Annotated in this window: 22 protein-coding genes; 13 read left to right on the top strand and 9 right to left on the bottom strand. The window is 72.0% G+C overall.

The window, feature by feature from the left end; translation table 11 throughout:
* Together scy and mce are read right to left on the bottom strand one after the other, a co-directional pair.
* Positions 1-2,952, bottom strand: a 2,952-nt coding sequence (gene scy / locus ACWGN5_RS11775) for a polarized growth protein Scy (protein ID WP_453513692.1), incomplete at its 3' end; no start/stop codon positions are given.
* Positions 2,953-3,166: 214 nt separating this feature from the next.
* A complete protein-coding gene (gene mce / locus ACWGN5_RS11770; RefSeq protein ID WP_453513691.1) occupies positions 3,167-3,619 on the bottom strand; it encodes a methylmalonyl-CoA epimerase in 453 nt (150 codons plus the stop codon).
* A gap of 137 nt (positions 3,620-3,756) precedes the next feature.
* Here mce and ACWGN5_RS11765 point away from each other — a divergent pair, with 137 nt between their 5' ends.
* Together ACWGN5_RS11765 and meaB are read left to right on the top strand one after the other, a co-directional pair.
* Complete coding sequence (locus ACWGN5_RS11765; RefSeq protein WP_453513689.1) at positions 3,757-4,959, top strand: acetyl-CoA C-acetyltransferase; 1,203 nt, start codon at positions 3,757-3,759, stop codon at positions 4,957-4,959.
* Between the two features lie 25 nt (positions 4,960-4,984).
* Positions 4,985-5,941 carry a methylmalonyl Co-A mutase-associated GTPase MeaB gene (meaB, locus tag ACWGN5_RS11760; protein ID WP_041131279.1) on the top strand — a complete coding sequence of 319 codons (957 nt, stop codon included), beginning with the start codon at positions 4,985-4,987 and terminating at the stop codon, positions 5,939-5,941.
* A gap of 62 nt (positions 5,942-6,003) precedes the next feature.
* Here meaB and ACWGN5_RS11755 read toward each other — a convergent pair whose 3' ends face one another.
* The 4 genes from ACWGN5_RS11755 to ACWGN5_RS11740 form a co-directional block, all read right to left on the bottom strand.
* Entirely contained in the window at positions 6,004-6,480 is a 477-nt protein-coding gene (locus ACWGN5_RS11755) for a MarR family winged helix-turn-helix transcriptional regulator (RefSeq protein ID WP_453513688.1), read from the bottom strand.
* A gap of 140 nt (positions 6,481-6,620) precedes the next feature.
* Entirely contained in the window at positions 6,621-7,406 is a 786-nt protein-coding gene (locus ACWGN5_RS11750) for an AIM24 family protein (RefSeq protein WP_453513686.1), read from the bottom strand.
* A complete protein-coding gene (locus ACWGN5_RS11745) occupies positions 7,403-8,053 on the bottom strand; it encodes an AIM24 family protein (protein ID WP_352021449.1) in 651 nt (216 codons plus the stop codon). Before ACWGN5_RS11745 ends, ACWGN5_RS11750 begins: the two co-directional genes overlap by 4 nt.
* A complete protein-coding gene (locus ACWGN5_RS11740) occupies positions 8,053-8,691 on the bottom strand; it encodes an AIM24 family protein (RefSeq protein ID WP_041662875.1) in 639 nt (212 codons plus the stop codon). The genes ACWGN5_RS11745 and ACWGN5_RS11740 overlap by 1 nt, the downstream gene beginning before the upstream one ends.
* A 107-nt stretch (positions 8,692-8,798) precedes the next feature.
* Here ACWGN5_RS11740 and ACWGN5_RS11735 point away from each other — a divergent pair, with 107 nt between their 5' ends.
* The 5 genes from ACWGN5_RS11735 (at position 8,799) to ACWGN5_RS11715 (ending at position 11,658) form a co-directional block, all read left to right on the top strand.
* Positions 8,799-9,140: a DUF3817 domain-containing protein gene (locus ACWGN5_RS11735; protein ID WP_453513685.1), complete on the top strand. Its 342-nt coding sequence runs from the start codon at positions 8,799-8,801 to the stop codon at positions 9,138-9,140.
* A complete protein-coding gene (locus ACWGN5_RS11730; protein ID WP_453513683.1) occupies positions 9,137-9,430 on the top strand; it encodes an MTH1187 family thiamine-binding protein in 294 nt (97 codons plus the stop codon). The genes ACWGN5_RS11735 and ACWGN5_RS11730 overlap by 4 nt, the downstream gene beginning before the upstream one ends.
* 154 nt (positions 9,431-9,584) lie before the next feature.
* A complete protein-coding gene (locus ACWGN5_RS11725; RefSeq protein WP_453513681.1) occupies positions 9,585-10,307 on the top strand; it encodes a hypothetical protein in 723 nt (240 codons plus the stop codon).
* A complete protein-coding gene (locus ACWGN5_RS11720) occupies positions 10,304-10,987 on the top strand; it encodes a DUF4166 domain-containing protein (RefSeq protein WP_453513680.1) in 684 nt (227 codons plus the stop codon). The genes ACWGN5_RS11725 and ACWGN5_RS11720 overlap by 4 nt, the downstream gene beginning before the upstream one ends.
* On the top strand, positions 10,984-11,658 hold the full coding sequence (locus ACWGN5_RS11715) for a TetR/AcrR family transcriptional regulator (RefSeq protein ID WP_453513679.1): 675 nt from the start codon (positions 10,984-10,986) through the stop codon (positions 11,656-11,658). Before ACWGN5_RS11720 ends, ACWGN5_RS11715 begins: the two co-directional genes overlap by 4 nt.
* A gap of 3 nt (positions 11,659-11,661) precedes the next feature.
* On the opposite strand, the gene ACWGN5_RS11710 is transcribed toward ACWGN5_RS11715, so the two are convergent.
* On the bottom strand, positions 11,662-12,654 hold the full coding sequence (locus ACWGN5_RS11710; RefSeq protein WP_453513678.1) for a DUF5937 family protein: 993 nt from the start codon (positions 12,652-12,654) through the stop codon (positions 11,662-11,664).
* A 71-nt stretch (positions 12,655-12,725) separates the two neighbouring features.
* Between ACWGN5_RS11710 and ACWGN5_RS11705 the strand changes: the two genes are divergently transcribed.
* The 4 genes from ACWGN5_RS11705 (at position 12,726) to ACWGN5_RS11690 (ending at position 16,822) form a co-directional block, all read left to right on the top strand.
* Positions 12,726-14,132, top strand: coding sequence for an MFS transporter (locus ACWGN5_RS11705; protein WP_453513676.1), 1,407 nt, complete (start codon positions 12,726-12,728; stop codon positions 14,130-14,132).
* Positions 14,133-14,163: 31 nt separating this feature from the next.
* On the top strand, positions 14,164-14,673 hold the full coding sequence (locus tag ACWGN5_RS11700) for a MarR family winged helix-turn-helix transcriptional regulator (RefSeq protein ID WP_392156656.1): 510 nt from the start codon (positions 14,164-14,166) through the stop codon (positions 14,671-14,673).
* A gap of 43 nt (positions 14,674-14,716) precedes the next feature.
* The gene (locus ACWGN5_RS11695) at positions 14,717-15,049 is read left to right on the top strand and encodes a DUF3817 domain-containing protein (protein WP_453513674.1); all 333 of its coding nucleotides are present in this window, start codon (positions 14,717-14,719) and stop codon (positions 15,047-15,049) included.
* Positions 15,050-15,121: 72 nt separating this feature from the next.
* Positions 15,122-16,822 carry an acyl-CoA mutase large subunit family protein gene (locus tag ACWGN5_RS11690; protein ID WP_351183773.1) on the top strand — a complete coding sequence of 567 codons (1,701 nt, stop codon included), beginning with the start codon at positions 15,122-15,124 and terminating at the stop codon, positions 16,820-16,822.
* A gap of 67 nt (positions 16,823-16,889) precedes the next feature.
* Here the strand turns inward: ACWGN5_RS11690 and ACWGN5_RS11685 are convergent, their stop codons facing one another.
* Both ACWGN5_RS11685 and ACWGN5_RS11680 read right to left on the bottom strand, forming a co-directional pair.
* Positions 16,890-17,309 (bottom strand): PPOX class F420-dependent oxidoreductase, encoded by a 420-nt coding sequence (locus ACWGN5_RS11685; RefSeq protein ID WP_453513672.1) that lies wholly within the window; start codon positions 17,307-17,309, stop codon positions 16,890-16,892.
* 57 nt (positions 17,310-17,366) lie between these two features.
* Positions 17,367-18,002: a TetR/AcrR family transcriptional regulator gene (locus ACWGN5_RS11680; protein ID WP_453513670.1), complete on the bottom strand. Its 636-nt coding sequence runs from the start codon at positions 18,000-18,002 to the stop codon at positions 17,367-17,369.
* A 331-nt stretch (positions 18,003-18,333) separates the two neighbouring features.
* Between ACWGN5_RS11680 and ACWGN5_RS11675 the strand changes: the two genes are divergently transcribed.
* Both ACWGN5_RS11675 and ACWGN5_RS11670 read left to right on the top strand, forming a co-directional pair.
* A complete protein-coding gene (locus ACWGN5_RS11675; RefSeq protein WP_453513669.1) occupies positions 18,334-19,299 on the top strand; it encodes a tetratricopeptide repeat protein in 966 nt (321 codons plus the stop codon).
* A gap of 591 nt (positions 19,300-19,890) precedes the next feature.
* A complete protein-coding gene (locus ACWGN5_RS11670; protein WP_453513667.1) occupies positions 19,891-20,556 on the top strand; it encodes a DUF6230 family protein in 666 nt (221 codons plus the stop codon).
* Positions 20,557-20,618 lie beyond the last annotated feature (62 nt).

Genomic DNA, 20,618 nt, shown 5'->3' with positions numbered 1-20,618 from the left:
CTTGACCTGCTCGGCCTCCGCACGCAGCGCGGCGGCCTCGGCGGTGAGCCGCTCGGCCTCGGCGGTCGCCTCGCCGACGAGGGTGTCGGCCTGCTCGGCGGCGTCCGCGCGCCGCTTGTCCGCGGCCTTGCGGGCCTCGTCCAGGACCTGCTCCGCCTCGGCACCGATCCGCTCGGCCTCGGCACGCGCCTCGCCGACCGTCGTCTCGGCGCGCTCGGCGGCCTCCGAACGGATCCGGTTCGCGTCCTCCCGGGCGTCCGCCCGCGTGCGGGCCGCGTCCTGCTCGGCGGCGGCCAGCGAGTCCGTCGCCTCGGTCCGTACCCGCTGGGCGTACTCGGCGGTGTCCGCCCGCAGCCGCTCCGCCTCGGCGAGCGCGTCCGTGACCGTCCGCTCCGCCAGCGCCTTCGCGGCCTCCGACTCCTCCTGGGCACGCGCCCGCGTGGCGGCGGCGTCCTCGCTCGCCCGCTCACGCTCCTCGTACGCGTCGGAGCGGACCCGGTCCGCCTCCTCCTGCGCCTCGGTCTTCGTCCGCTCGGCCGCGTGCTCGGCGGCGGAGCGCAGCCCGGCGATCTCCTCCTCGGCCTGCTCGCGCAGACCGGCCACCGAGTCCCGCACCTCCTGGGCGGCCCGCGAGGCCGTGGTGACCATCTCGGTCGCCCGCGCGTCCGCCTCCTCGACCAGGCGCTGCGCCTCGGCCTGCGCGTCCTCGACCCGCTTGCGGGCGGCCGCGAGGAGCTCCTCGGACTGCTCCCGGGCGTGCTCGCGCTCCCGGCCGGCCTCGGAGCGGGCCGACTCCAGGGTCTCCTCGGCCTCCCGGCGGCGCCGGACGGCCTCCTCCTGCGCGGCGGCAAGCGCCTCGGCGGCCTCGGCGGCCACCCGCTCGGCGGCGGCGCCGGCCTCGGCCCGCATCCGGTCGGCGGCCTCCTGGGCCTCCGACTTCAGCCGCTCGGCCTCCTCGGACGCCTCCGTGCGCAGCCGTACCGCCGCGGACTCGGCCTCGGTACGCGTGGTGGACGCGTCCGCCGAGGCCTCGGCACGCAGCCGCTCGGCCTCCTGCTCGGCCTGCTCCTGCAGCGTACGGATCCGCTCGGCGGCCTCGGTCCGCAGCCGCTCCGTCTCCTCGGCGGCCTCGCGCCGGATCCGCTCGCCCTCGGCCCGCGCGTCGGTGAGCTCCTCGCCGGCGGCCGCGACCTTCGCCTCGGCGTCGGTGTGCAGCCGGGTCAGCTCCTCGGCGGCCTCCGCGCGGCGCGCCTCGGCGGCCCGCTCGGCGTCCGCGCGCAGCCCGGCGGCGGCCTCCTCGGCCGCGGTCCGCACCGCGTCGGCCTGCTCCTCGGCCTCGGCGCGCAGCCGCTCGGCCTCGGCGCGGGTGCGCTCCAGGGTCTCCTCGGCCTGGGTGCGGAGCGTCTGGGCGCGCTCCATCGCCTCCGACTTGACCCGCTCGCTCTCGGCGCCGGCCTTGGAGCGCTGCTCCTCGGCGTCCGTACGGGCCTTGGTGAGGAGCTCCTCGGCGGTCTTCGCCGCCTCCTCGATCTGCTGGAGGGCCTCGCGGCGGGCCTCGGAGCGGATCCGCTCGCCCTCGTCGACGGCCTCGGCGCGCAGCGCCTCGGCCTCGCCGCGCAGCCGGCGGGCCTCCTCCTGGAGCTCGACCGTCTTGGCGCGGTACTCCTTGGTGTCGTCCTTGGCCGAGCCGAGCAGTTCGTCGGCCTGCTCCCCGGCCTCGGCGCGCAGCCGGTCCGCCTCGGTCTCGGCCTCGCGGCGGACCCGCTCGGCCTCCTCGGCGGCCTTGCGGGTGGTCTCCCGGGCGTCCTCGGAGGCCTTGGTGAGCATCTCCTCGGCGCTGCGGGCGGCCTTGGCGAGGGCGGCGGCGGAGTCCTCGGCGGCGGCCGTGACGGCCTTCTCGGAGGCCTCGGTGACGAGCTTCTCCGCCTGGGCGGTCGCCTCGCGGAGCTTCTCCTCGGCCTCGGTCTTGAGGGCCTCGGCCTCCTTGGTGGCCTCGCCGACGAGGCGGGCGATCTCGGTCTTGGCGGTGCGGGTGCGCTGCTCGTTGACCGACTCGGCGGAGGCCAGCTGCTTGGCGGCGGTCTCCTTGGCCTCGGTGAGGGCCTTCTCGGCCTCGGCGCGGGCGAGCCGGAGCTTCTCCTCGGCCTCCTGCATGCGCTGCTCGGCGGCGCGGGAGAGCTCGGTGGCCTGGCGGCGGGCCTGGTCGGTCTCGGCGGCGGTGGTCGAGCGGAGCTGCTCGGCGTGGCTGGTGGCCTCCTGGGCCTGGCTGGAGGCGGCGCTCAGGAGCCGCTCGGCGTCCTTGCGGGCGCGCAGCAGAATCGCTTCGGCCTCGGCACGGGCGGACTCGGCCTCGGCGCCGACGCGGCGGCTGGTCTCCTCGGCGAGCCGGGTGGCCTCGGCGCGGGCGGTGGCGAGGGACTGCTCGGCCTCCGCGCGGGACTCCTCCATCAGGCGGCGGGCCTGGGACTCGGTGCGCGCGCGCAGCTGTTCGGCCCAGGCGACGTTCTCGTTGACGTGCGCCTCGACGGTCTGGCGGCGCTCGTTCAGCTCCTGGTCGAGCTGCTGGCGGCGCTGGACGGCCTCGTTGTGCAGCTCGGCCTGGAGCCGGGCCTGGTGCTCGGCGTGCTCCTGGAGGATGCGCTGGGTCTGGGCGCGGGCCTCGCGCAGCTCGCGCTCGGCGTCCTGGCGGAGCTGCTCGGCCTGCGCCTGCGCGTTCCGCAGCAACTGCTCGGCCTGGTATCCGATGTCGGCGCTGTCGTACGCCGGCCGGGAAGCGATGGTGCGGCGCGCCTCGTGGAGCTTGGCGCGCAAGACCTCGACCTGGTAACCCAGGTCCTCGGCATGCTGGACGGCCTTCTCGCGTTCGGTCTTCAGCCGGTCCATCTCGGCTTCGAACCTGGCGAGATGGTCGTCTTCAGCTCGGTGGCTCTCCTGGCGTTCGTAGCCCCGCACTGCGCGGTCCCATCCTTCCCCGAAGCTCTTCGAGCAGGGGAGACCCCAACCCTGGTCGCAACTCCTACGAGCACGCCCTCACGGCCGAGGACGGACCCCCGGGGAATCGTGGCAGATCGGACGACCCCGACATCCCGACTTCGGTGCCGCACGGAGCGGCCCCGACCGGCCCCGGCCCGGAGCCGCCCACTCTACCGGGCCAGGAATCCGGAGGTCAGTGCTCCGCTGAGGAGTGGTCAGCCGACGGCTTGGCCGAGGTGACCAGTTCCGTGAGGACGCCGTGGCAGTCCTTGGGGTGGAGGAAGGTGATCCGGGAGCCCATGGAGCCGATCCGCGGCTCGTCGTAGAGGACCCGTACGCCCTTCTCGCGGATGGCGGCGGCGTCGCCGTCGACGTCCGCCGTGCCGAAGGCGATGTGGTGCACGCCCTCGCCGTTCTTGGCGAGCCACTTGCCCACCGCCGAGTCCTCCCGGGTCGGCTCCAGGAGCTGGAGGTAGGAGGCCCCGCCGTCGTCCGTGGCGTTGATCCTGAGCATGGCCTCGCGGACGCCCTGCTCCTCGTTGACCTCGGAGTGGAAGACCTCGAAGCCGTACGTGGCACGGTAGAACTCGACAGTTTTAGCCAGGTCGAAACAGGCGATCCCGATGTGGTCGATACGCGTCAGCATGGATCCAGTGCACCGCCGGAACGGTGGTTACGCAACGTGCGCGCGATCACACCATCGGGCCGGTGACCCGGCGCCGCACCGCTCAGTACATTGGCGGTAAACCCTCGTTCACTCCTCATCCCAAGGGGCCGTGCCTCATGTCTGGAACGACCGGTACCACCTCAGTGATCGTCGCGGGCGCCCGCACGCCCATGGGTCGCCTGCTCGGCTCGCTCAAGTCCTTCTCGGGCGCCGACCTCGGCGGCTTCGCCATCAAGGCCGCCCTGGACCGGGCCGGCATCGGCGGCGACCAGGTGCAGTACGTGATCATGGGCCAGGTGCTCCAGGCGGGCGCCGGTCAGATCCCCGCCCGCCAGGCCGCCGTGAAGGCCGGCATCCCGATGAGCGTGCCCGCGCTCACCATCAACAAGGTGTGTCTGTCGGGTCTGGACGCCATCGCGCTCGCCGACCAGCTGATCCGCGCGGGTGAGTTCGACGTGGTCGTCGCCGGCGGCCAGGAGTCCATGACGAACGCCCCGCACCTGCTGCCGAAGTCCCGCGAGGGCTTCAAGTACGGCGCCATCGAGATGCTCGATGCCATGGCGTACGACGGCCTCACCGACTCCTTCGAGGGCATCGCCATGGGCGAGTCCACGGAGAAGCACAACACCCGCCTCGGCATCGGCCGCGAGGTGCAGGACGAGCTCGCCGCCCTCTCGCACCAGCGCGCCGCCGCCGCCCAGAAGAACGGCATCTTCGAGGCCGAGATCACCCCGGTCGAGATCCCGCAGCGCAAGGGCGAGCCGGTCGTCTTCGCCAAGGACGAGGGCATCCGCGCGGAGACCACCGTCGAGTCCCTCGGCAAGCTCCGCCCGGCCTTCGCCAAGGACGGCACCATCACCGCCGGCACCGCCTCGCAGATCTCCGACGGCGCCGCCGCCGTGGTCGTGATGAGCAAGGCCAAGGCGGAGGAGCTGGGCCTGGAGTGGATCGCCGAGATCGGCGCCCACGGCAACGTGGCCGGCCCGGACAACTCGCTCCAGTCGCAGCCGTCCAACGCGATCCTGCACGCCCTCAAGAAGGAGGGCCTGGAGGTCTCCGACCTCGACCTGATCGAGATCAACGAGGCCTTCGCCGCCGTCTCGCACCAGTCCATGAAGGACCTCGGCGTCACCCCCGAAAAGGTGAACGTCAACGGTGGCGCCATCGCGCTCGGCCACCCGATCGGCATGTCGGGCGCCCGCCTGGTGCTGCACCTGGCCCTGGAGCTCAAGCGGCGCGGCGGCGGCGTCGGCGCGGCGGCCCTGTGCGGCGGCGGCGGCCAGGGCGACGCGCTCATCGTCAAGGTCTCCGGCAAGTAAGTCCTTCGGTCAAGGAGCAGCGCACATGGTGGACGTCCCCGAACTCGTCGCCCAGGCACGGGAGGGCAGGCCGCGGGCCGTGGCCCGGCTGATCTCGCTCGTGGAGGGGGCGTCCCCGCAGCTGCGCGAGGTGATGGCGGCGCTTGCGCCGCTCACCGGCGGCGCGTACGTGGTGGGCCTGACGGGCTCGCCGGGCGTGGGCAAGTCCACGTCGACGTCCGCGCTGGTCTCCGCGTACCGCCGGGCGGGCAAGCGGGTCGGCGTGCTCGCCGTCGACCCGTCCTCGCCGTTCAGCGGGGGAGCGCTCCTGGGCGACCGGGTCCGGATGTCGGAGCACGCCTCCGACCCGGGCGTCTACATCCGTTCCATGGCCACCCGTGGCCATCTGGGCGGGCTCGCCTGGTCCGCCCCGCAGGCCATCCGCGTCCTGGACGCGGCCGGCTGCGAGGTGATCCTGGTGGAGACCGTCGGCGTCGGGCAGTCCGAGGTGGAGATCGCCTCGCAGGCCGACACCTCGGTGGTGCTCCTGGCGCCGGGCATGGGCGACGGGATCCAGGCCGCGAAGGCGGGCATCCTGGAGATCGGCGACGTGTACGTGGTGAACAAGGCCGACCGGGACGGCGCGGACGCCACCGCCCGGGAGCTCAACCACATGCTGGGCCTCGGCGAGGCGCGGGCCGCGGGCGACTGGCGGCCGCCGATCGTCAAGACGGTCGCGGCGCGCGGCGAGGGCATCGACGAGGTCGTGGAGGCGCTGGAGAAGCACCGCGCCTGGATGGAGGAGCACGGGGTGCTGGCGGAGCGCCGCCGGGCCCGTGCGGCGCGCGAGGTGGAGACCATCGCGGTCACCGCCCTGCGCGAGCGCATCGGCGACCTGCACGGCGACCGGCGGCTTGACGCCCTCGCCGAGCGGATCACGGCGGGCGCCCTCGACCCGTACGCGGCCTCCGACGAGCTGGTCGCGAGCCTGACCGGAAACTAGCTCCGGCACGTGCGCGCAGGCCCCTCCGGTCGACCGGAGGGGCCCTGCGCGTTTATGTCAGGTCACGGCTTGCCGCGGCGGCCGCGGAGCTGTTCGGCGATCGGCTTGAGGGACTCGTGGAGGTCGCCGAGGGCCTCGCCGCTGAGCTGGTCGATGAAGTGCCTGCGCACCGACTCGACGTGGTGCGGGGCGACCTTGCGCATGGTCTCCATGCCGTCGTCGGTCAGGACGGCGTAGAGCCCGCGCCGGTCGGACTCGCAGTTCTCGCGGCGTACGAGACCGGCGTTCTCCATGCGGGTGATCTGGTGGGAGAGCCTGCTCTTCGACTGGAGGGTGGCCGCGGCGAGGTCGCTCATGCGCAGCCGCCGGTCCGCCGACTCCGAGAGGTTCACCAGGATCTCGTAGTCGTTCATCGTCAGGCCGAAGGGCTGGAGGTCCCGCTCCAGCTGGTACGTCAGCATTCTCTGGACGTCCAGGAACGTGCGCCAGGCGCACTGCTCGCCGTCGGTGAGCCAGGGGGTGGCCGTCTCGGTCTCCATATATGGATTCTACCTAAGAAGTTGAATACTTGACGAAGTCGGGGAGTGTGACGCCGCGCACCGCATCGGGGTGTCCTGGCCTCCAGGGTGCCAGGCACCGGGGCAGACGTTCGAGGACGTCACACTCCGCAGACTACCGGCTACAGGCCGAAGCGACGCTGGAGGTCACCGAGCTGGCCGGGAAGACGCGGTACCGAACCGAGCGCCCCCTGGCCGGAACCCGGCACCCCGTGACCGCCCGGAACACCCGCCTGCGCCGGCGGCGCGCCGATCTCCCGCTCCGCCATCAGCAGCTCCGTCGACTGGAGCAGCACCGTCCCCGCGCCGACGAACTCGAACTGGTGCTCCTCGCCCGAGGTGCCGCCGATCCCCGTCAGCGCGCGGACGCCGCCCATCACGCCCGTCATGTAGCCGTGGTCGTAATGGTGACAGGGCGAGGGGCAGTCGGCCCAGCCGACGAGCGCCTGCGGGTCCACCCGCATCGGCGGCTCCATGAACACCACCGGACCGTTCGACGCCGCCACGAACTTGCCCGTGCCGATCAGCGTCACGAAGCCCGGCACGATCGACTGCTTCAGCGCGAGCGTCGGCTGGTAGGCCAGCAGGTTCCCCGAGCGGATCGTCAGATTGCCCTCGTCCAGGTCGTACGAGTTCACGTCGAAGGCCCGGTCCGCGAGCAGCATCTTCCCGCTGCCCTCCGCGACCACCCAGTCGCTCGCGTGCAGCGGCGAGTGGAAGGACGTCCGCACCAGCCGGTCGAGCCGCCCGTGCCCGATGCCGTTGAACTCGATCCGCCCGTAGTAGGCGATCATCTTCCCCTTCTGCAGGAACCACTGGGAGCCCTTGAGCTCCACGCAGAAGGTGTACGGGTTGACGTTGTCGTCCGACGGCAGGGAGTGCGGGTCGTGGATGACAGGGGTGCTCACAGCTTCTCCTCCGAGGCCTGGACGTACACCGCGCCGCTGCCGCTCAGCTCCAGCTGGAACGCCTCGCCCGAGCCGCGCCCCACCATGTCGCGCCAGCCCAGCGCCGTGGAGAGCTTGTTCCGCACGTCGCCGTGGTGCGCCACGTACGCCTGCGGGTCGACGTGGACCGGGCGGCCCGGGGTGATCGGCAGCTCGATGACACCGCCGTGCGCCATGACGGCCACCGAGCCGTGGCCCTTCAGGGTCGTCGTGAAGAGGCCCTGACCGGTCACCTGGCCGCGGACCATGCCCATGACCCCGCCCTGCGAGCCCATGAACATCGTGCCCTGCTCCAGGGTGCCGTCGAAGGCGAGCAGCCGGTCCGCCTCCACGTACAGGGTGTCGCCCGTCAGGGCGATCACCTGGATGTGGTGGCCGCCGTGCCCGAACATCACCGTGCCGTTGCCCTCGACGGTCATCAGCGGGGTCGCCTCGCCGGCCACCCGGCGGCCGATCATCGACATCAGGCCGCCCTGGCCGCCCGCCATGTTCGGCGTGAAACTGACGTCACCGCGGTACGCGAGCATCGCGCCGCGCTGACTGAACATCCGCTGCCCGGGAATGACGGTCGCCTCGACCATCTTCGAGTTGATCTCGCGGAACGGCATCAGACGTCACCCCCGATCGTGTTCCGCTCGCTCGGCTGGACGTAGACGAGCCCGTCGCCCTCGAAGCGGATCTGGAAGGCCTCGCCGCCGCCCTCGCCCATGAGGGTGCGGAAGGTCACCCCGGACTGGAAGTGCTGCTGGAGGTTGCCCTGGTGGGCGATGTACGCGCCGGGGTCGACCTGGAGCGGGTACTGCGGGGTCACCCGCAGCACCACCGCAGGACCGTCCGACATGATCGCCGCCTGGCCCGTGCCCTCGACGGTCGTGGTGAAGAGCCCGTTGCCGGTGGCGCCGCCGCGCAGACCCGTGAAGGTCGTGCCGGTGCGCAGGCCCGCGTCGGTGCAGAGCAGATTGCTCGCCTCCACCCAGAGCTTGTCGCCGTGCAGCGAGACGAGATTGATCTCGGAGGCGCGGTCGGCGAACCAGCAGGTCCCCTGGCCGCGTACCTCCATCACCTCCATCTGCTCACCCGTGAGCCGGCGGGTCACCATGCCGCGCAGGCCCTCACCGCCGCCGCTCATCTTCTTGAACGCCATCTGGCCGTCGTAGGCGACCATCGAGCCGTTCTTCGCCTTGACGGCGTCACCGGTCATGGAGACGGCGAGCACTTTGCTGCCTTGGAGTCGGAACGTTGCCACCCCAGGAAGGTACTGGGCCCCCGGATAAAGAGACAGCAAAGTCGCCGTGCACAATGGACGGGCCCTTGTGCATCCGTTCACAAGATCGAACGAAGGTGACCCCCTCCGTGGACATCAAGACCGCTTCCTCCCTCCACCGGCTCCGGCTCGTCTCCGCGCCGGAGGCCGTGTCGTTCCTGCTCCTGCTGGTCTGCTCGGTGCTCAAGCGGACGACGGACTTCAACGCGGTGCCGGTCATGGGCGCGATCCACGGCATCCTCTTCATCCTGTACGTCCTCTTCTGGCTGGACGCCTGGAACAAGACCAAGTGGAGCTTCGGCACCGCCGCGCTCTACTTCGTCCTCTCGGTGCTGCCCCTGGGCGGCTTCTACGCCGAGCGGAAGCTGAAGCGCGAGGCCGAGGACGCGGTCATCGCCTCCCGCGCTGCTCAGGAAGCGGTGAAGGCATGATCGTCGCGTTCTCCGTGACCCCCCTCGGCGTGGGGGAGGAGGTCGGCGAGTACGTCGCCGACGCGGTCCGAGTGGTCCGTGAGTCCGGACTCCCGAACCAGACCGATGCCATGTTCACCTCGATCGAGGGCGAGTGGGACGAGGTCATGGACGTCGTGAAGCGCGCCGTCGCCGCCGTCGAGGCCCGTGCGCCGCGCGTCTCCGTGGTGATGAAGGCCGACATCCGTCCGGGCGTGACGGACGGCCTGACCGCCAAGGTCGAGACGGTGGAGCGCCACCTCGGCGCCTGACCCCCCGCCGTACCCGAGAAGCCCCCGGTCCTGATCCAGGACCGGGGGCTTCTCTCTTTCCCGCCGGTTGAGCGAGTGCTCAAAATCGGCTACCTTCCTCCCGAGGCAGTTTTGAGCAGTCGCTCAAAATGCTGGTTGAGCTGGGGGAAGAGCCATGGGTCTCTACATCGAGACGCGCGTGCACGCGGATCTGGAGACGCTCTGGGAACGCACCCAGGAGCCCGACCGCCATCAGCGGTGGGACCTGCGGTTCACGGAGATCTCCTACCTCCCGCGCGCCGAGGGCGAGCCCCAGCACTTCCGCTACGCGACCCGCGTCCTGCCTTTCCTGGCCGTCGCCGGCACCGGTGTCTCCGCGGGGGAGCGCCACCGGGCCGGCGGCGACCGGGTCTCCGCCCTCCGGTTCGCCTCGCCGCACCCGCTCTCGCTCCTCGCCGAGGGCAGCGGGTACTGGAGGTACGTGCCCACCCCGGAGGGGATCCGCTTCCTCACCGGCTACGACTACCGGCCCCGCTGGGGCCGCCCCGGGAAGCTCGCCGACCGGCTCCTGTTCCGGCCCCTCATGGGCTGGGCCACCGCCTGGTCCTTCGACCGGCTGCGGCTCTGGTGCGAGTACGGGATCACCCCCGAGCGCTCCCGGAACCGCTGGCTCCTCGAACTCGCCGCCCGGATCCTGCTCGTGGCACTGCCGTGGACCGTCGGAGCCCTGCCGCTCGGACTCGTGTCGCTCGCCACCGTGCCGCTCACCGTCCTCGGGCTCGCCCTCGCCGTCCTCGTACCACCCTCCTCGCGCACCCCCGCCGCCCGGCGCTGTCTGCGCACCCCGCCCGCCCGCCACCGGGAGCCCCGGCTCCTCGCCACCCTGGAGCAGCCGTGACCTCGATCTTCCGCACCGCCATGGGGGACGCCGAGTTCGAGCGGCTCCACCCCGAGCTCCAGCGGCGCTTCTCGGTCGGGCTCGCGAGCGGCGAGCTGTGCGTCGGCCGGGGCGTCATGGACCACATCTGGCACGGCCGGGCCTTCGTGAAGCCCTTCCTCGCGCTCGGCGGACTGCGGAACATCCTGCTGCCCCGCACCGGCCGCGACGTCCCCTTCACCATCGAGAACGTGCCGTACACCGACTCGTACGGACGGGAGACCGTCACCTTCGTCCGCACCTTCGCGCTGCCCGGCGGCCCCCGCCGCTTCGACGCCACCATGGTTTACAGCCCCGAGCGGGACTGCGTCCTCGACTACCTCGGCACCCACCAGCACCTCGCCAGCGACCTCCACCCGACCGCCCAGCCCGACGGCTCGCTCCTCATCACCTCCGGCGAACACCGCTTCCGCGAGGGCCCGATCGACGTCCGCGTCCCCGAGCTCGTGGGCGGCCGGGCCGAGGTCCGCGAGTCCTTCGACGAGCGCACCGGCCGCTTCCGCATCGACGTCCGGGTGGTGAACCGCCACTTCGGGCCGCTCTTCGGCTACCGCGGGTCCTTCACCGCCACCTACGCCGACGTACGCTCCCGGGGGGTGCGCGCGGGGCTGCGCCCGGTGCGCGAGGAGGTACGGGTGTGAGCGGGCGGACCGCTGCGGGGACGAAGGCACAGGACGCCAGGAGCCAGGAGACCCGCGACAAGCTGCTCGACGGCGCCCTGCGCACGCTCGTCGAGCAGGGCATCACCAAGGCCTCCGCGCGCGCGATCGCGACCACCGCCGGGGTCAACCAGGCCCTCGTCTTCTACCACTTCGGCTCCGTCGACGAGCTGCTCTCCGCCGCCTGCCGACACGGCGCCGAGCTGAGGGTGGCCCGCCACCGGGAGCGGCTGCGCTCCGTGTCCAGCCTCTCCGAGCTGCTCGCCTTCGGGCGCGAGATGCACGAGGAGGAGCGGGACGCCGGCCATGTCGCCGTCCTCGGGCAGCTGCTCGCCGGCGCCCAGACCCACCCCCGGCTCGCCCCGGCCACCGCCGCCGGGCTCGACCTGTGGATCGCCGAGATCGAGCAGGTCCTCGTCCGCGTCCTCGCCGGGACCCCGCTCGCCGAGTTCACCGACGCCGCCGGGCTCGCCCGCGCCGTCGCCGCCTCCTTCGTCGGGCTCGAACTCTACGAAGGGGTCGACCCGGCGGGCGCCGAGGCCGCGCTCACGGCCCTGGAGCAGCTCGGCGCCCTGATGGCCGCGGTCGAGGAGCTGAACCCGATGGCACGGAAGGCCGTCACGTACACGCTGCGGCGCCGTCTGGAGCCCTGAGGCTCAGCCCGGGTCCGGCTGCGACAGCGCGATGCCGAGCGGGGTCCGCTCGTACAGCACTTGATGGCCGTACCGGCGCGAGGTCAGCAGCCCCGCGTCCCGCAGCACCGTCAGATGGGCGGAGACCGACGAGGGCGCCCGGCCGAGGAGATGGGCGAGCGCCGTCGTCCCCGTCGGCTCCGCCAGGGCGCACAGGACGTTCGCCCGCACCGGGCCGAGCAGCCGGGCCAGCGCGTCGGGGGTGCGGTCCCGGGCCTCGGTCCACAGGGCGCCGATCCCGCGCGCCGGATACGCGACCGTCGGCTGCCACGGCGGATCGAAACCGCTCACCACATCCGGCCAGGTGAACACCGACGGCATCAGGACGAGCCCCTGTCCCTCCAGGGCCCGCACGTGTTCACCGTGGTAGTCGACGGTCAGGGTGGCCGACTCCTCCGCCCAGCCGAACGCCGGATGCAGCTCGGTCAGCAGCCGTTCCAGGCCGCCGTCGGCGAGCCGGCGCGAGTGGTACGCCACGTCCGCCTCCAGGAGGGCGCGCAGACGCGGCCAGTCGGGCTCGATCAGCGCCTCCCAGGCGCGTTCGAGGAGGTCGGCGAGCCATTGCAGGGACCCCGCGGGATCCGCGAGCATCCGCCGCCCCTCCGGGGTCGAGGCGGCGCCCGGCGTCTCGGCGAGCGCCCGCGCGAAGTCCTCCGCGGCAAGGGCGGGGTCCGTCTCCCGTACGGCCGCGATCTCCTCCTCGAAGGTGGCGGCGGGCCCGATCGGCGGTGGGTAGAGGCCGTCCGGGCTGTGCCCGTGCAGCGGCATGAGGAGATGCAGCGGCGCCAGGTCCACCCCGCGCGCGGCCTCCTTGATCCGCCGCAGCCACGGCAGGTGGTACCCCTGCTGCCGGGGCCGCGCGAGCACCCGCACGGCGCAGTGCGTCTCCCACAACGGCGAGATCGCGAACCGGATCCGCAAGGGGTCGGTCTCGCCGAAGTGCAGGTGGTACGGCACGGAGCCCCCTGGAACATTCGTCTGGAGCCGAAAGTCTAGGGCGCGGCACCCGCGCCGGGCACGCTGCGTCCATGCCCGAGAACACCACCCGGGCGCCGTCACAGGCGCCCGCGCACGCCCCTGCCCGCGCAGCGGGCGCCCTGCCCCTCACCGCCGAGGCCGAGCCCGCGGCCGCTGCCACGGCTCCGGCGCCCGCCGCCACGGCCACCGCCGCGGCTCCGGCGCCCGCCGCTTCCGAGCCCGGGGCCGCGCCCGCCGCCACCGCGTCCCCGGGCTACCGGGCCGTCTTCGCCGTGCGGGAGTTCCGGTTCGTGTTCGTGGCGCATCTGTTCTCGCTCCTCGGCGTCGTCATCAGTGAGCTGGCGCTCACCGTGCTCGTCTACGACATGACCCGGTCGCCGCTGCTCTCCTCGCTCACCTTCGCGCTCGGGTTCCTGCCGTACCTCCTCGGCGGCACCCTCCTCGCCGGCCTCACCGACCGGCTCCCGCCCCGCCGGATCCTCGTCGTCTGCGACCTCGTCTGCGCCGGCTGCGTCGCGCTCATGGCCGCGCCCGTCACCCCCGTCGCCGTCCTGCTCGTGCTGCGCTGCGCCATCGCCGTCGTCTCGCCCGTCTTCAACGGCACCCGCATGGCGACCCTCGCCGACATCCTCGGCGAGGGCGACCTCTTCGTCCTCGGGCGCTCGCTGCTGCGGATCGTGTCCCAGAGCGCGCTGCTCACCGGCTTCGCCGCCGGCGGCGTCCTGCTCACCGTCGTCCCGCCGCGCGGCGCCCTCGTCGTCACCGCCGCCACCTTCCTCGCCTCCGCGCTGCTCCTTCGCCTCGGCACCGTCCGCCGCCCCGCCCGGGCGGCCGCCTCCGAGAGCGGCCTCGCCGGCACCTGGGCGGTCCTCCGCGACCGGCGGATCCGCGCCCTGATGCTGATGTTCTGGGTGCCGCCGCTCTTCGCCGTCGTCCCCGAGGCCCTCGCCGCCCCCTACGCCGACGAGATCGGGGTCTCCACCGCCGCCCTCGGCCTCCTCATGTGCGCCCTGCCGGTCGGGACGATCGCGGGCGAGCTCTTCGCCGGATCGTTCCTCTCCGCCGCGACCCGCTCCCGGATCGTGCTGCCGCTCGCCGTCACCGGCGTCCTGCCGTACCTCCTGTACGGCCCCCGGCCCGGCGTCGCCCTCGCGGCCGTCGCCCTCTTCCTGGCCGGCGCCACCGGCGCGTACACCCTCGGCCTCGACGCCTGGTTCGTCGCCGCCGTCCCCGAGGAGCGGCGGGGGAGGGCCATGACCCTGATGACCGCGGGCATGATGACCGTCCAGGGCGTCGGCATGGCCGGGGCCGGGATCGCCGCCGAGTTCGCGCCCGTGCACACGGTCGTGGCCGGCACCGGCGTCCTCGGCACGCTCTGCCTCCTCGCCGCCGCCGCCGAGCTGCGGGCGACCGGGGGCGGTGGTCCGCGCGGCGACCGAAAGGCGAGACGGGGCTGACCGGCATATGACCAGTCGGTAAGGTCGATGCGTGCCGAAGCCGCTCAGTCTCCCCTTCGACCCCATCGCCCGAGCCGACGAACTCTGGCAGAAGCGCTGGGGCCCGGTCCCCTCGATGGCCGCGATCACCTCGATCATGCGCGCCCACCAGATCCTCCTCGCGGAGGTCGACGCCGTGGTCAAGCCGTACGGGCTGACCTTCGCGCGGTACGAGGCGCTGGTCCTGCTCACCTTCTCCAAGGCCGGTGAGCTGCCGATGTCCAAGATCGGCGAGCGGCTGATGGTCCACCCCACGTCGGTGACGAACACGGTGGACCGGCTCGTGAAGTCCGGTCTGGTCGACAAGCGGCCCAACCCCAACGACGGGCGCGGAACCCTCGCCTCCATCACCGAGAAGGGCCGCGAGGTCGTCGAGGCCGCGACCCGCGACCTGATGGAGATGGACTTCGGGCTCGGCGCGTACGACGCCGAGGAGTGCGCCGAGATCTTCGCGCTCCTGCGCCCCCTCCGGGTCGCCGCGCACGACTTCGACGAGGGCTGACCCCCGCGAAGATCGCCCGGAACGTGCCGTTACGCTCGACGGCATGAAATCCAGCGTGCTGACCCGCTACCGCGTCATGGCGTACGTGACCGCGGTCATGCTCCTCATCCTGTGTGCCTGCATGGTCGCCAAGTACGGCTTCGGCGTCGGCGAGGACCTGACCTTCGCGGTCTCCCAGCTCCACGGCGTCCTCTACATCATCTACCTGATCTTCGCCTTCGATCTGGGCTCCAAGGCGAAGTGGCCGTTCGGCAAGCTGCTGTGGGTGCTGGTCTCCGGCACCATCCCGACCGCCGCGTTCTTCGTCGAGCGCAAGGTCGTCGCCAAGACGCTTCCGCTGGTCAGCGGCGCGCAGACGGCCCCGGCCAACGCCTGAGCGTTCACCTCCGCACACATGTGCGGAGGTTTGCCATCGACATTTACTAGGACGTCCTAGTAAATTTGAAGCATGGACGCTGACGCCATCGAGGAAGGCCGCCGACGCTGGCAGGCCCGTTACGACAAGGCCCGCAAGCGGGACGCCGACTTCACCACGCTCTCCGGCGACGCCGTCGAGCCGGTCTACGGGCCCCGGCCCGGCGACACCTACGAGGGGTTCGAGCGCATCGGCTGGCCCGGCGAGTACCCCTTCACCCGGGGACTCCACCCGACCGGCTACCGGGGCCGGACCTGGACCATCCGCCAGTTCGCCGGCTTCGGCAACGCCGAGCAGACCAACGAGCGCTACAAGATGATCCTGGCCGCCGGCGGCGGCGGCCTCTCCGTCGCCTTCGACATGCCCACCCTCATGGGCCGCGACTCGGACGACCCCCGCTCCCTCGGCGAGGTCGGCCACTGCGGTGTCGCCATCGACTCCGCCGCCGACATGGAGGTCCTCTTCAAGGACATCCCGCTGGGCGACGTCACGACCTCGATGACGATCTCCGGGCCCGCCGTCCCGGTCTTCTGCATGTACCTGGTCGCCGCCGAGCGCCAGGGCGTCGACCCGGGCGTCCTCAACGGCACGCTCCAGACCGACATCTTCAAGGAGTACATCGCGCAGAAGGAGTGGCTCTTCGAGCCCGAGCCCCATCTGCGCCTCATCGGCGACCTGATGGAGCACTGCGCGGCGAACATCCCCGCGTACAAGCCGCTCTCGGTCTCCGGCTACCACATCCGCGAGGCGGGCGCGACGGCCGCCCAGGAGCTGGCGTACACCCTCGCCGACGGCTTCGGCTACGTGGAGCTCGGCCTCTCCCGCGGCCTCGACGTCGACGTCTTCGCCCCCGGCCTCTCCTTCTTCTTCGACGCGCACCTCGACTTCTTCGAGGAGATCGCCAAGTTCCGCGCCGCCCGCCGGATCTGGGCCCGCTGGATGAAGGAGGTCTACGGCGCCAAGACCGACAAGGCGCAGTGGCTCCGCTTCCACACCCAGACCGCCGGGGTCTCCCTCACCGCCCAGCAGCCGTACAACAACGTCGTACGGACCGCGGTCGAGGCCCTCTCCGCCGTCCTCGGCGGCACCAACTCCCTCCACACCAACGCCCTCGACGAGACCCTCGCGCTCCCCAGCGAGCAGGCCGCCGAGATCGCGCTCCGCACCCAGCAGGTGCTGATGGAGGAGACCGGCGTCGCCAACGTCGCCGACCCGCTGGGCGGTTCCTGGTACGTCGAGCAGCTCACCGACCGCATCGAGGCCGACGCCGAGAAGATCTTCGACCAGATCAAGGAGCGCGGCCGCCGCGCCCACCCGGACGGTCAGCACCCCATCGGCCCGATCACCTCCGGCATCCTGCGCGGCATCGAGGACGGCTGGTTCACCGGCGAGATCGCCGAGTCCGCCTTCCAGTACCAGCGGTCCCTGGAGAAGGGCGACAAGCGGGTCGTCGGCGTCAACGTCCACCACGGCTCCGTCACCGGCGACCTGGAGATCCTGCGCGTCAGCCACGAGGTCGAGTGGGAGCAGGTCCGCGTCCTCGGCGAGCGCAAGGGCCGCCGTGACGACGCCAAGGTCCGCGCCTCGATCGACGCGATGCTGGCCGCCGCCCGCGACGGCTCGAACATGATCGCCCCGATGCTGGAGGCCGTCCGCGCCGAGGCCACCCTCGGCGAGATCTGCGACGCCCTCCGCGACGAGTGGGGCGTCTACACGGAGCCCCCGGGCTTCTGATCCCGCGCGTACGACGGACAGGGGCGGTACGGGAACACCCGTACCGCCCCTGCCGCTTGCCGGGCGGCTACTTCGCGGCCGTGCCCAGGACCTTCGTCGGGCTGATCCGGACCACCACGCGGACCTCCTCCGGCGGCAGCTCCAGGTACTCCCGGCCGGCGCCCTCGCCCTCGTAGCTCTCCGCGAGCGCCACCGCCAGCGCCCGGCCGGTGTCCTCGGTGACCGTCGCCGTGCCTCGTATCTCCGCGTAGCGCAGCGGGTCGTGGCGGTCGTGGACGGTGAGGCTGACGCGGCCGTCGGCCCGGATGTTCTTGATCTTGCGTCGGCCGTCCTGGCTGGAGATCAGGAGGTCGTCGCCCTCGCGGCCGACCCACACGACCGAGGTCTGCGGGGAGCCGTCGGGCTGGATCGTGGCCAGCACGGCCGGGTTGACGTCGTCGAGCAGTGCGCGGACGGAGTCCGTGAGGTGATTCGTCACGGCCGCCACGGTAGGGGCAGCCCGGTGGGCCGCGCCCGTCACTTTCGCGTCGCGCGTCGCCCCGCCTCAGCCGCGGGCCGTCGCGGCCGCGCCCAGGCCGCCCATCAGGAGGGCCGACAGGCGGCCCGCCCAGGGGGCGTCGACCGGTTCGGCGCTGACCAGCGCGCGGTGCACGACCGCGCCCGCGACGACGTCGAAGATCAGGTCGTCGGTGGCGTCCACGGCCACGGGGTCGAGGTGGTGCGGCAGTTCACCGCGCTGCTGCGCCCGCTCGCGGCCCGCCAGGACCAGCCGCTTCTGCCGGTCGACTATGGAGGCGCGGATGCGCTCGCGCAGCGGCTCGTCCCGGGTCGACTCGGCCACCACGGCCATCAGGGCCGTCTTCGTCTCGGGCCGTTCGAGGAGGGCCGCGAACTGCAGCACCACATGCTCGATGTCGGCCTGGAGGGAACCCAGGTCGGGCAGTTCGAGTTCGTCGAAGAGGACGGCGACGGCGTCCACGACGAGCTCGTTCTTGTTGGCCCAGCGGCGGTAGAGCGTCGTCTTCGCAACCCCGGCGCGGCCGGCCACGTCCCCCATCGTGAGCTTGGACCAGCCAAGATCGACCAGGGCCGCGCGGGTCGCCTCCAGGATGGCCGTGTCGGCCTCCGTGGAGCGGGGGCGCCCGGTACGGCCGTTGCGGGGGTTGGTGCGCTTACACATGGAAAGCGACCATACCCGCCGGTAGGTATACCGCCAGAGGCCGGTGATGTGAGGCAGTTCACCGTGCGGATCCCGCTCGCGCCCTCCCGCCCGATCCTTTCCCGGAGTTACGCTACGACCTGTAGCGAAAGGCATTGAGCGGCCTGAGCGACAACCAACAGAGTGCCGGGTGGGGACCCGGCGCGGAAGACGGCACCGGGTGGGGACCCGGCGCCGCCGAAGACGAGGAACCGTGTCGTCCACGTGTCTCGCACACCGGCGGGAGATGCGCGGACGGCACGGTTCAGCCATGGCTTACCGGTTACGCGCGCGGAAGGGGGAGGATGTATCCATGCAGCCCCGAAACATGTCCATGAGCGGCGTCGTCGACCTCGCCGCGGTGAAGGCGGCCGGAGAGGCCAAGGCGAAGGCGGAGCAGGCGCGTGCCGAAGCCGCCCGGCAGGGTGGTTCCGCCGCCGTGCCCCCGTCGGCCCTGGTGATCGACGTCGACGAGGCCGGCTTCGAGCGCGATGTGCTCCAGCGCTCGGCCGAGGTCCCGGTCGTCCTCGACTTCTGGGCCGAGTGGTGCGAGCCGTGCAAGCAGCTCGGCCCCCTCCTGGAGCGTCTGGCCGTCGAGTACGACGGCCGCTTCCTGCTCGCGAAGATCGACGTCGACGCCAACCAGATGCTGATGCAGCAGTTCGGCATCCAGGGAATTCCGGCCGTTTTCGCGGTCGTCGCCGGTCAGGCTCTGCCGCTGTTCCAGGGTGCGGTGCCCGAGGCGCAGATCCGGGAGACCCTCGACGAGCTGATCCGGATCGGCGAGGAGCGCTTCGGTCTCACCGGCATCGTCGTGGACGCGGACGCCGACGCCTCGGCCCCCGCCGCGCGGCAGGCCGGTCCGTACGACGCCCTCCTCGAAGCGGCCATGTCCGCGCTCGACGCGGGTGACCTCGCGGGTGCCGTCCAGGCGTACAAGAACGTGCTCGCCGACGACCCGGCCCACCCGGAGGCGAAGCTCGGCCTGGCGCAGGCCGAACTCCTCGCCCGGGTGCAGGACCTGGACCCCGGTGCCGTCCGCAGGAACGCGGCCGACAACCCGGCCGACGTGACCGCGCAGATCGCCGCCGCCGACCTCGATCTGGTGGGCGGTCATGTGCAGGACGCCTTCGGGCGTCTCGTGGAGACCGTGCGCCGCACGGCGGGCGAGGACCGGAACGCGGCGCGGCTGCGGCTCCTGGAGCTGTTCGAGGTGATCGGTGCCGACGACCCGCGCGTGACGGCGGCCCGGCAGGCGCTCGCCCGGGTGCTGTTCTAGCGCTCCGGGTCGGCCGGATCGTCCGACGATTTGGCAGCAGGGTGACAAATCGCGGCCGCGCTTTACCAAAACTTGGTAATCGCGGCCGCTGTTACTTGCAGTAAATCGAACCCGGCGTTCTGTCCGCATTCATCCGATGATCTCCTGACATTCCCTGTCGCTCGAACGTACCCAGAGTGCCCGTTCGGTCCCGCCACGCCATGACGTGGTTATCCACCCGTTACTAGCCAGTAACGAACCCCCTTGTGCGGGGGCCCGGAATGGACCACGATCGGCGACGCTCGGTCCGAACCGCAGCACCCCGGCAACCAACCGGGGTCGCGGCGAGGGTCCCCACCGAGTGGACCGGTGTTCCGGCACCGGTCGTGGACAGGGGGGTTCCCGATCTCACCGAACGGGGCCTGTCCAATCAGGTCGTGCCCCAAGGCGCGCCCATGGTTGTCGCTCGGGGGTGATCGCCGGTGATTCGGACGCGCGTCGCGCCGCCTGATGCCTCGGCGCTCTCCTTCCCGAGGACGTAGCTCTTCTCCCATCCCAGGGTGGCCCCCCGGGGTCCCTCCGGAGATGTACGTCCGAGAAGGAGGAATTCTCATGAAGTCCCAGGTTCGTGGCGGGACCAGATGGAAGCGGTTCGCCGTCGTCATGGTCCCGAGCGTGGCCGCGACGGCCGCGATCGGTGTCGGCCTCGCCCAGGGCGCGCTCGCCGCGTCCTTCAGCATCTCCGGCCAGGAATTCAAGGTTAAGGCCAACAGCCTCGTCGGTACGGACTTCGTCCAGTACGGCAGCGTGGACGCGGGCAAGGACCTCGAGGGCAAGGACTTCGCCGCCCCGGTGGCCGTGTCCGGCTTCTCCGAGGCCTGGATCACCAACATGTGCCAGTCGGTCGTCACGCCGAAGGTGCCGTTCATCGGTGACGTCACCCTCCGCCTGGAGGCCGGCACCGAGGCCGCCAAGACCGGCAAGGACGAGGACAAGGTCTACGCGAAGGGCATCTACCTCGATGTCTCCGAGCTCAAGGCCGACGCCGAGTTCACCAACATCGACATCGGCGTCGCGGCCGGTGCCCTCCCGAAGTCGCCGGGCAAGCCGGGCATCCAGCCCAACACCAAGGCCAACCCGTACGGCTTCGGCCAGCGTGCCGAGCAGGCCACGCTGAACAACGTGCAGCAGAAGGCCTGGGCCACCACGGCCGGCACCTTCAAGCTCCCCGACCTGCACCTGTCGCTGCACCGGGGCACGGGCGCCGAGTGCTACTAGGACCGGCCGGTCCCTGAGGACCGTTCCGTCCGGAGGGGTGGGGCCGTCGCGTGCGGTCCCAC

It is taken from the genome of Streptomyces sp. NPDC055815 (genome assembly GCF_053616475.1).
This window is presented reverse-complemented; position numbering and strand designations above follow the sequence as displayed.

Coding starts and splice junctions, on each gene's coding strand:
- ACWGN5_RS11670 (WP_453513667.1), top strand. CDS start 19,891: ATGAAGTCCCAGGTTCGTGGCGGGACCAGATGGAAGCGGTTCGCCGTC.
- mce (WP_453513691.1), bottom strand. CDS start 3,619: ATGCTGACGCGTATCGACCACATCGGGATCGCCTGTTTCGACCTGGCT.
- ACWGN5_RS11765 (WP_453513689.1), top strand. CDS start 3,757: ATGTCTGGAACGACCGGTACCACCTCAGTGATCGTCGCGGGCGCCCGC.
- ACWGN5_RS11725 (WP_453513681.1), top strand. CDS start 9,585: ATGGGTCTCTACATCGAGACGCGCGTGCACGCGGATCTGGAGACGCTC.
- ACWGN5_RS11705 (WP_453513676.1), top strand. CDS start 12,726: ATGCCCGAGAACACCACCCGGGCGCCGTCACAGGCGCCCGCGCACGCC.
- ACWGN5_RS11690 (WP_351183773.1), top strand. CDS start 15,122: ATGGACGCTGACGCCATCGAGGAAGGCCGCCGACGCTGGCAGGCCCGT.
- ACWGN5_RS11675 (WP_453513669.1), top strand. CDS start 18,334: ATGCAGCCCCGAAACATGTCCATGAGCGGCGTCGTCGACCTCGCCGCG.
- ACWGN5_RS11695 (WP_453513674.1), top strand. CDS start 14,717: ATGAAATCCAGCGTGCTGACCCGCTACCGCGTCATGGCGTACGTGACC.
- ACWGN5_RS11755 (WP_453513688.1), bottom strand. CDS start 6,480: ATGGAGACCGAGACGGCCACCCCCTGGCTCACCGACGGCGAGCAGTGC.
- ACWGN5_RS11745 (WP_352021449.1), bottom strand. CDS start 8,053: ATGCCGTTCCGCGAGATCAACTCGAAGATGGTCGAGGCGACCGTCATT.
- meaB (WP_041131279.1), top strand. CDS start 4,985: ATGGTGGACGTCCCCGAACTCGTCGCCCAGGCACGGGAGGGCAGGCCG.
- ACWGN5_RS11730 (WP_453513683.1), top strand. CDS start 9,137: ATGATCGTCGCGTTCTCCGTGACCCCCCTCGGCGTGGGGGAGGAGGTC.
- ACWGN5_RS11680 (WP_453513670.1), bottom strand. CDS start 18,002: ATGTGTAAGCGCACCAACCCCCGCAACGGCCGTACCGGGCGCCCCCGC.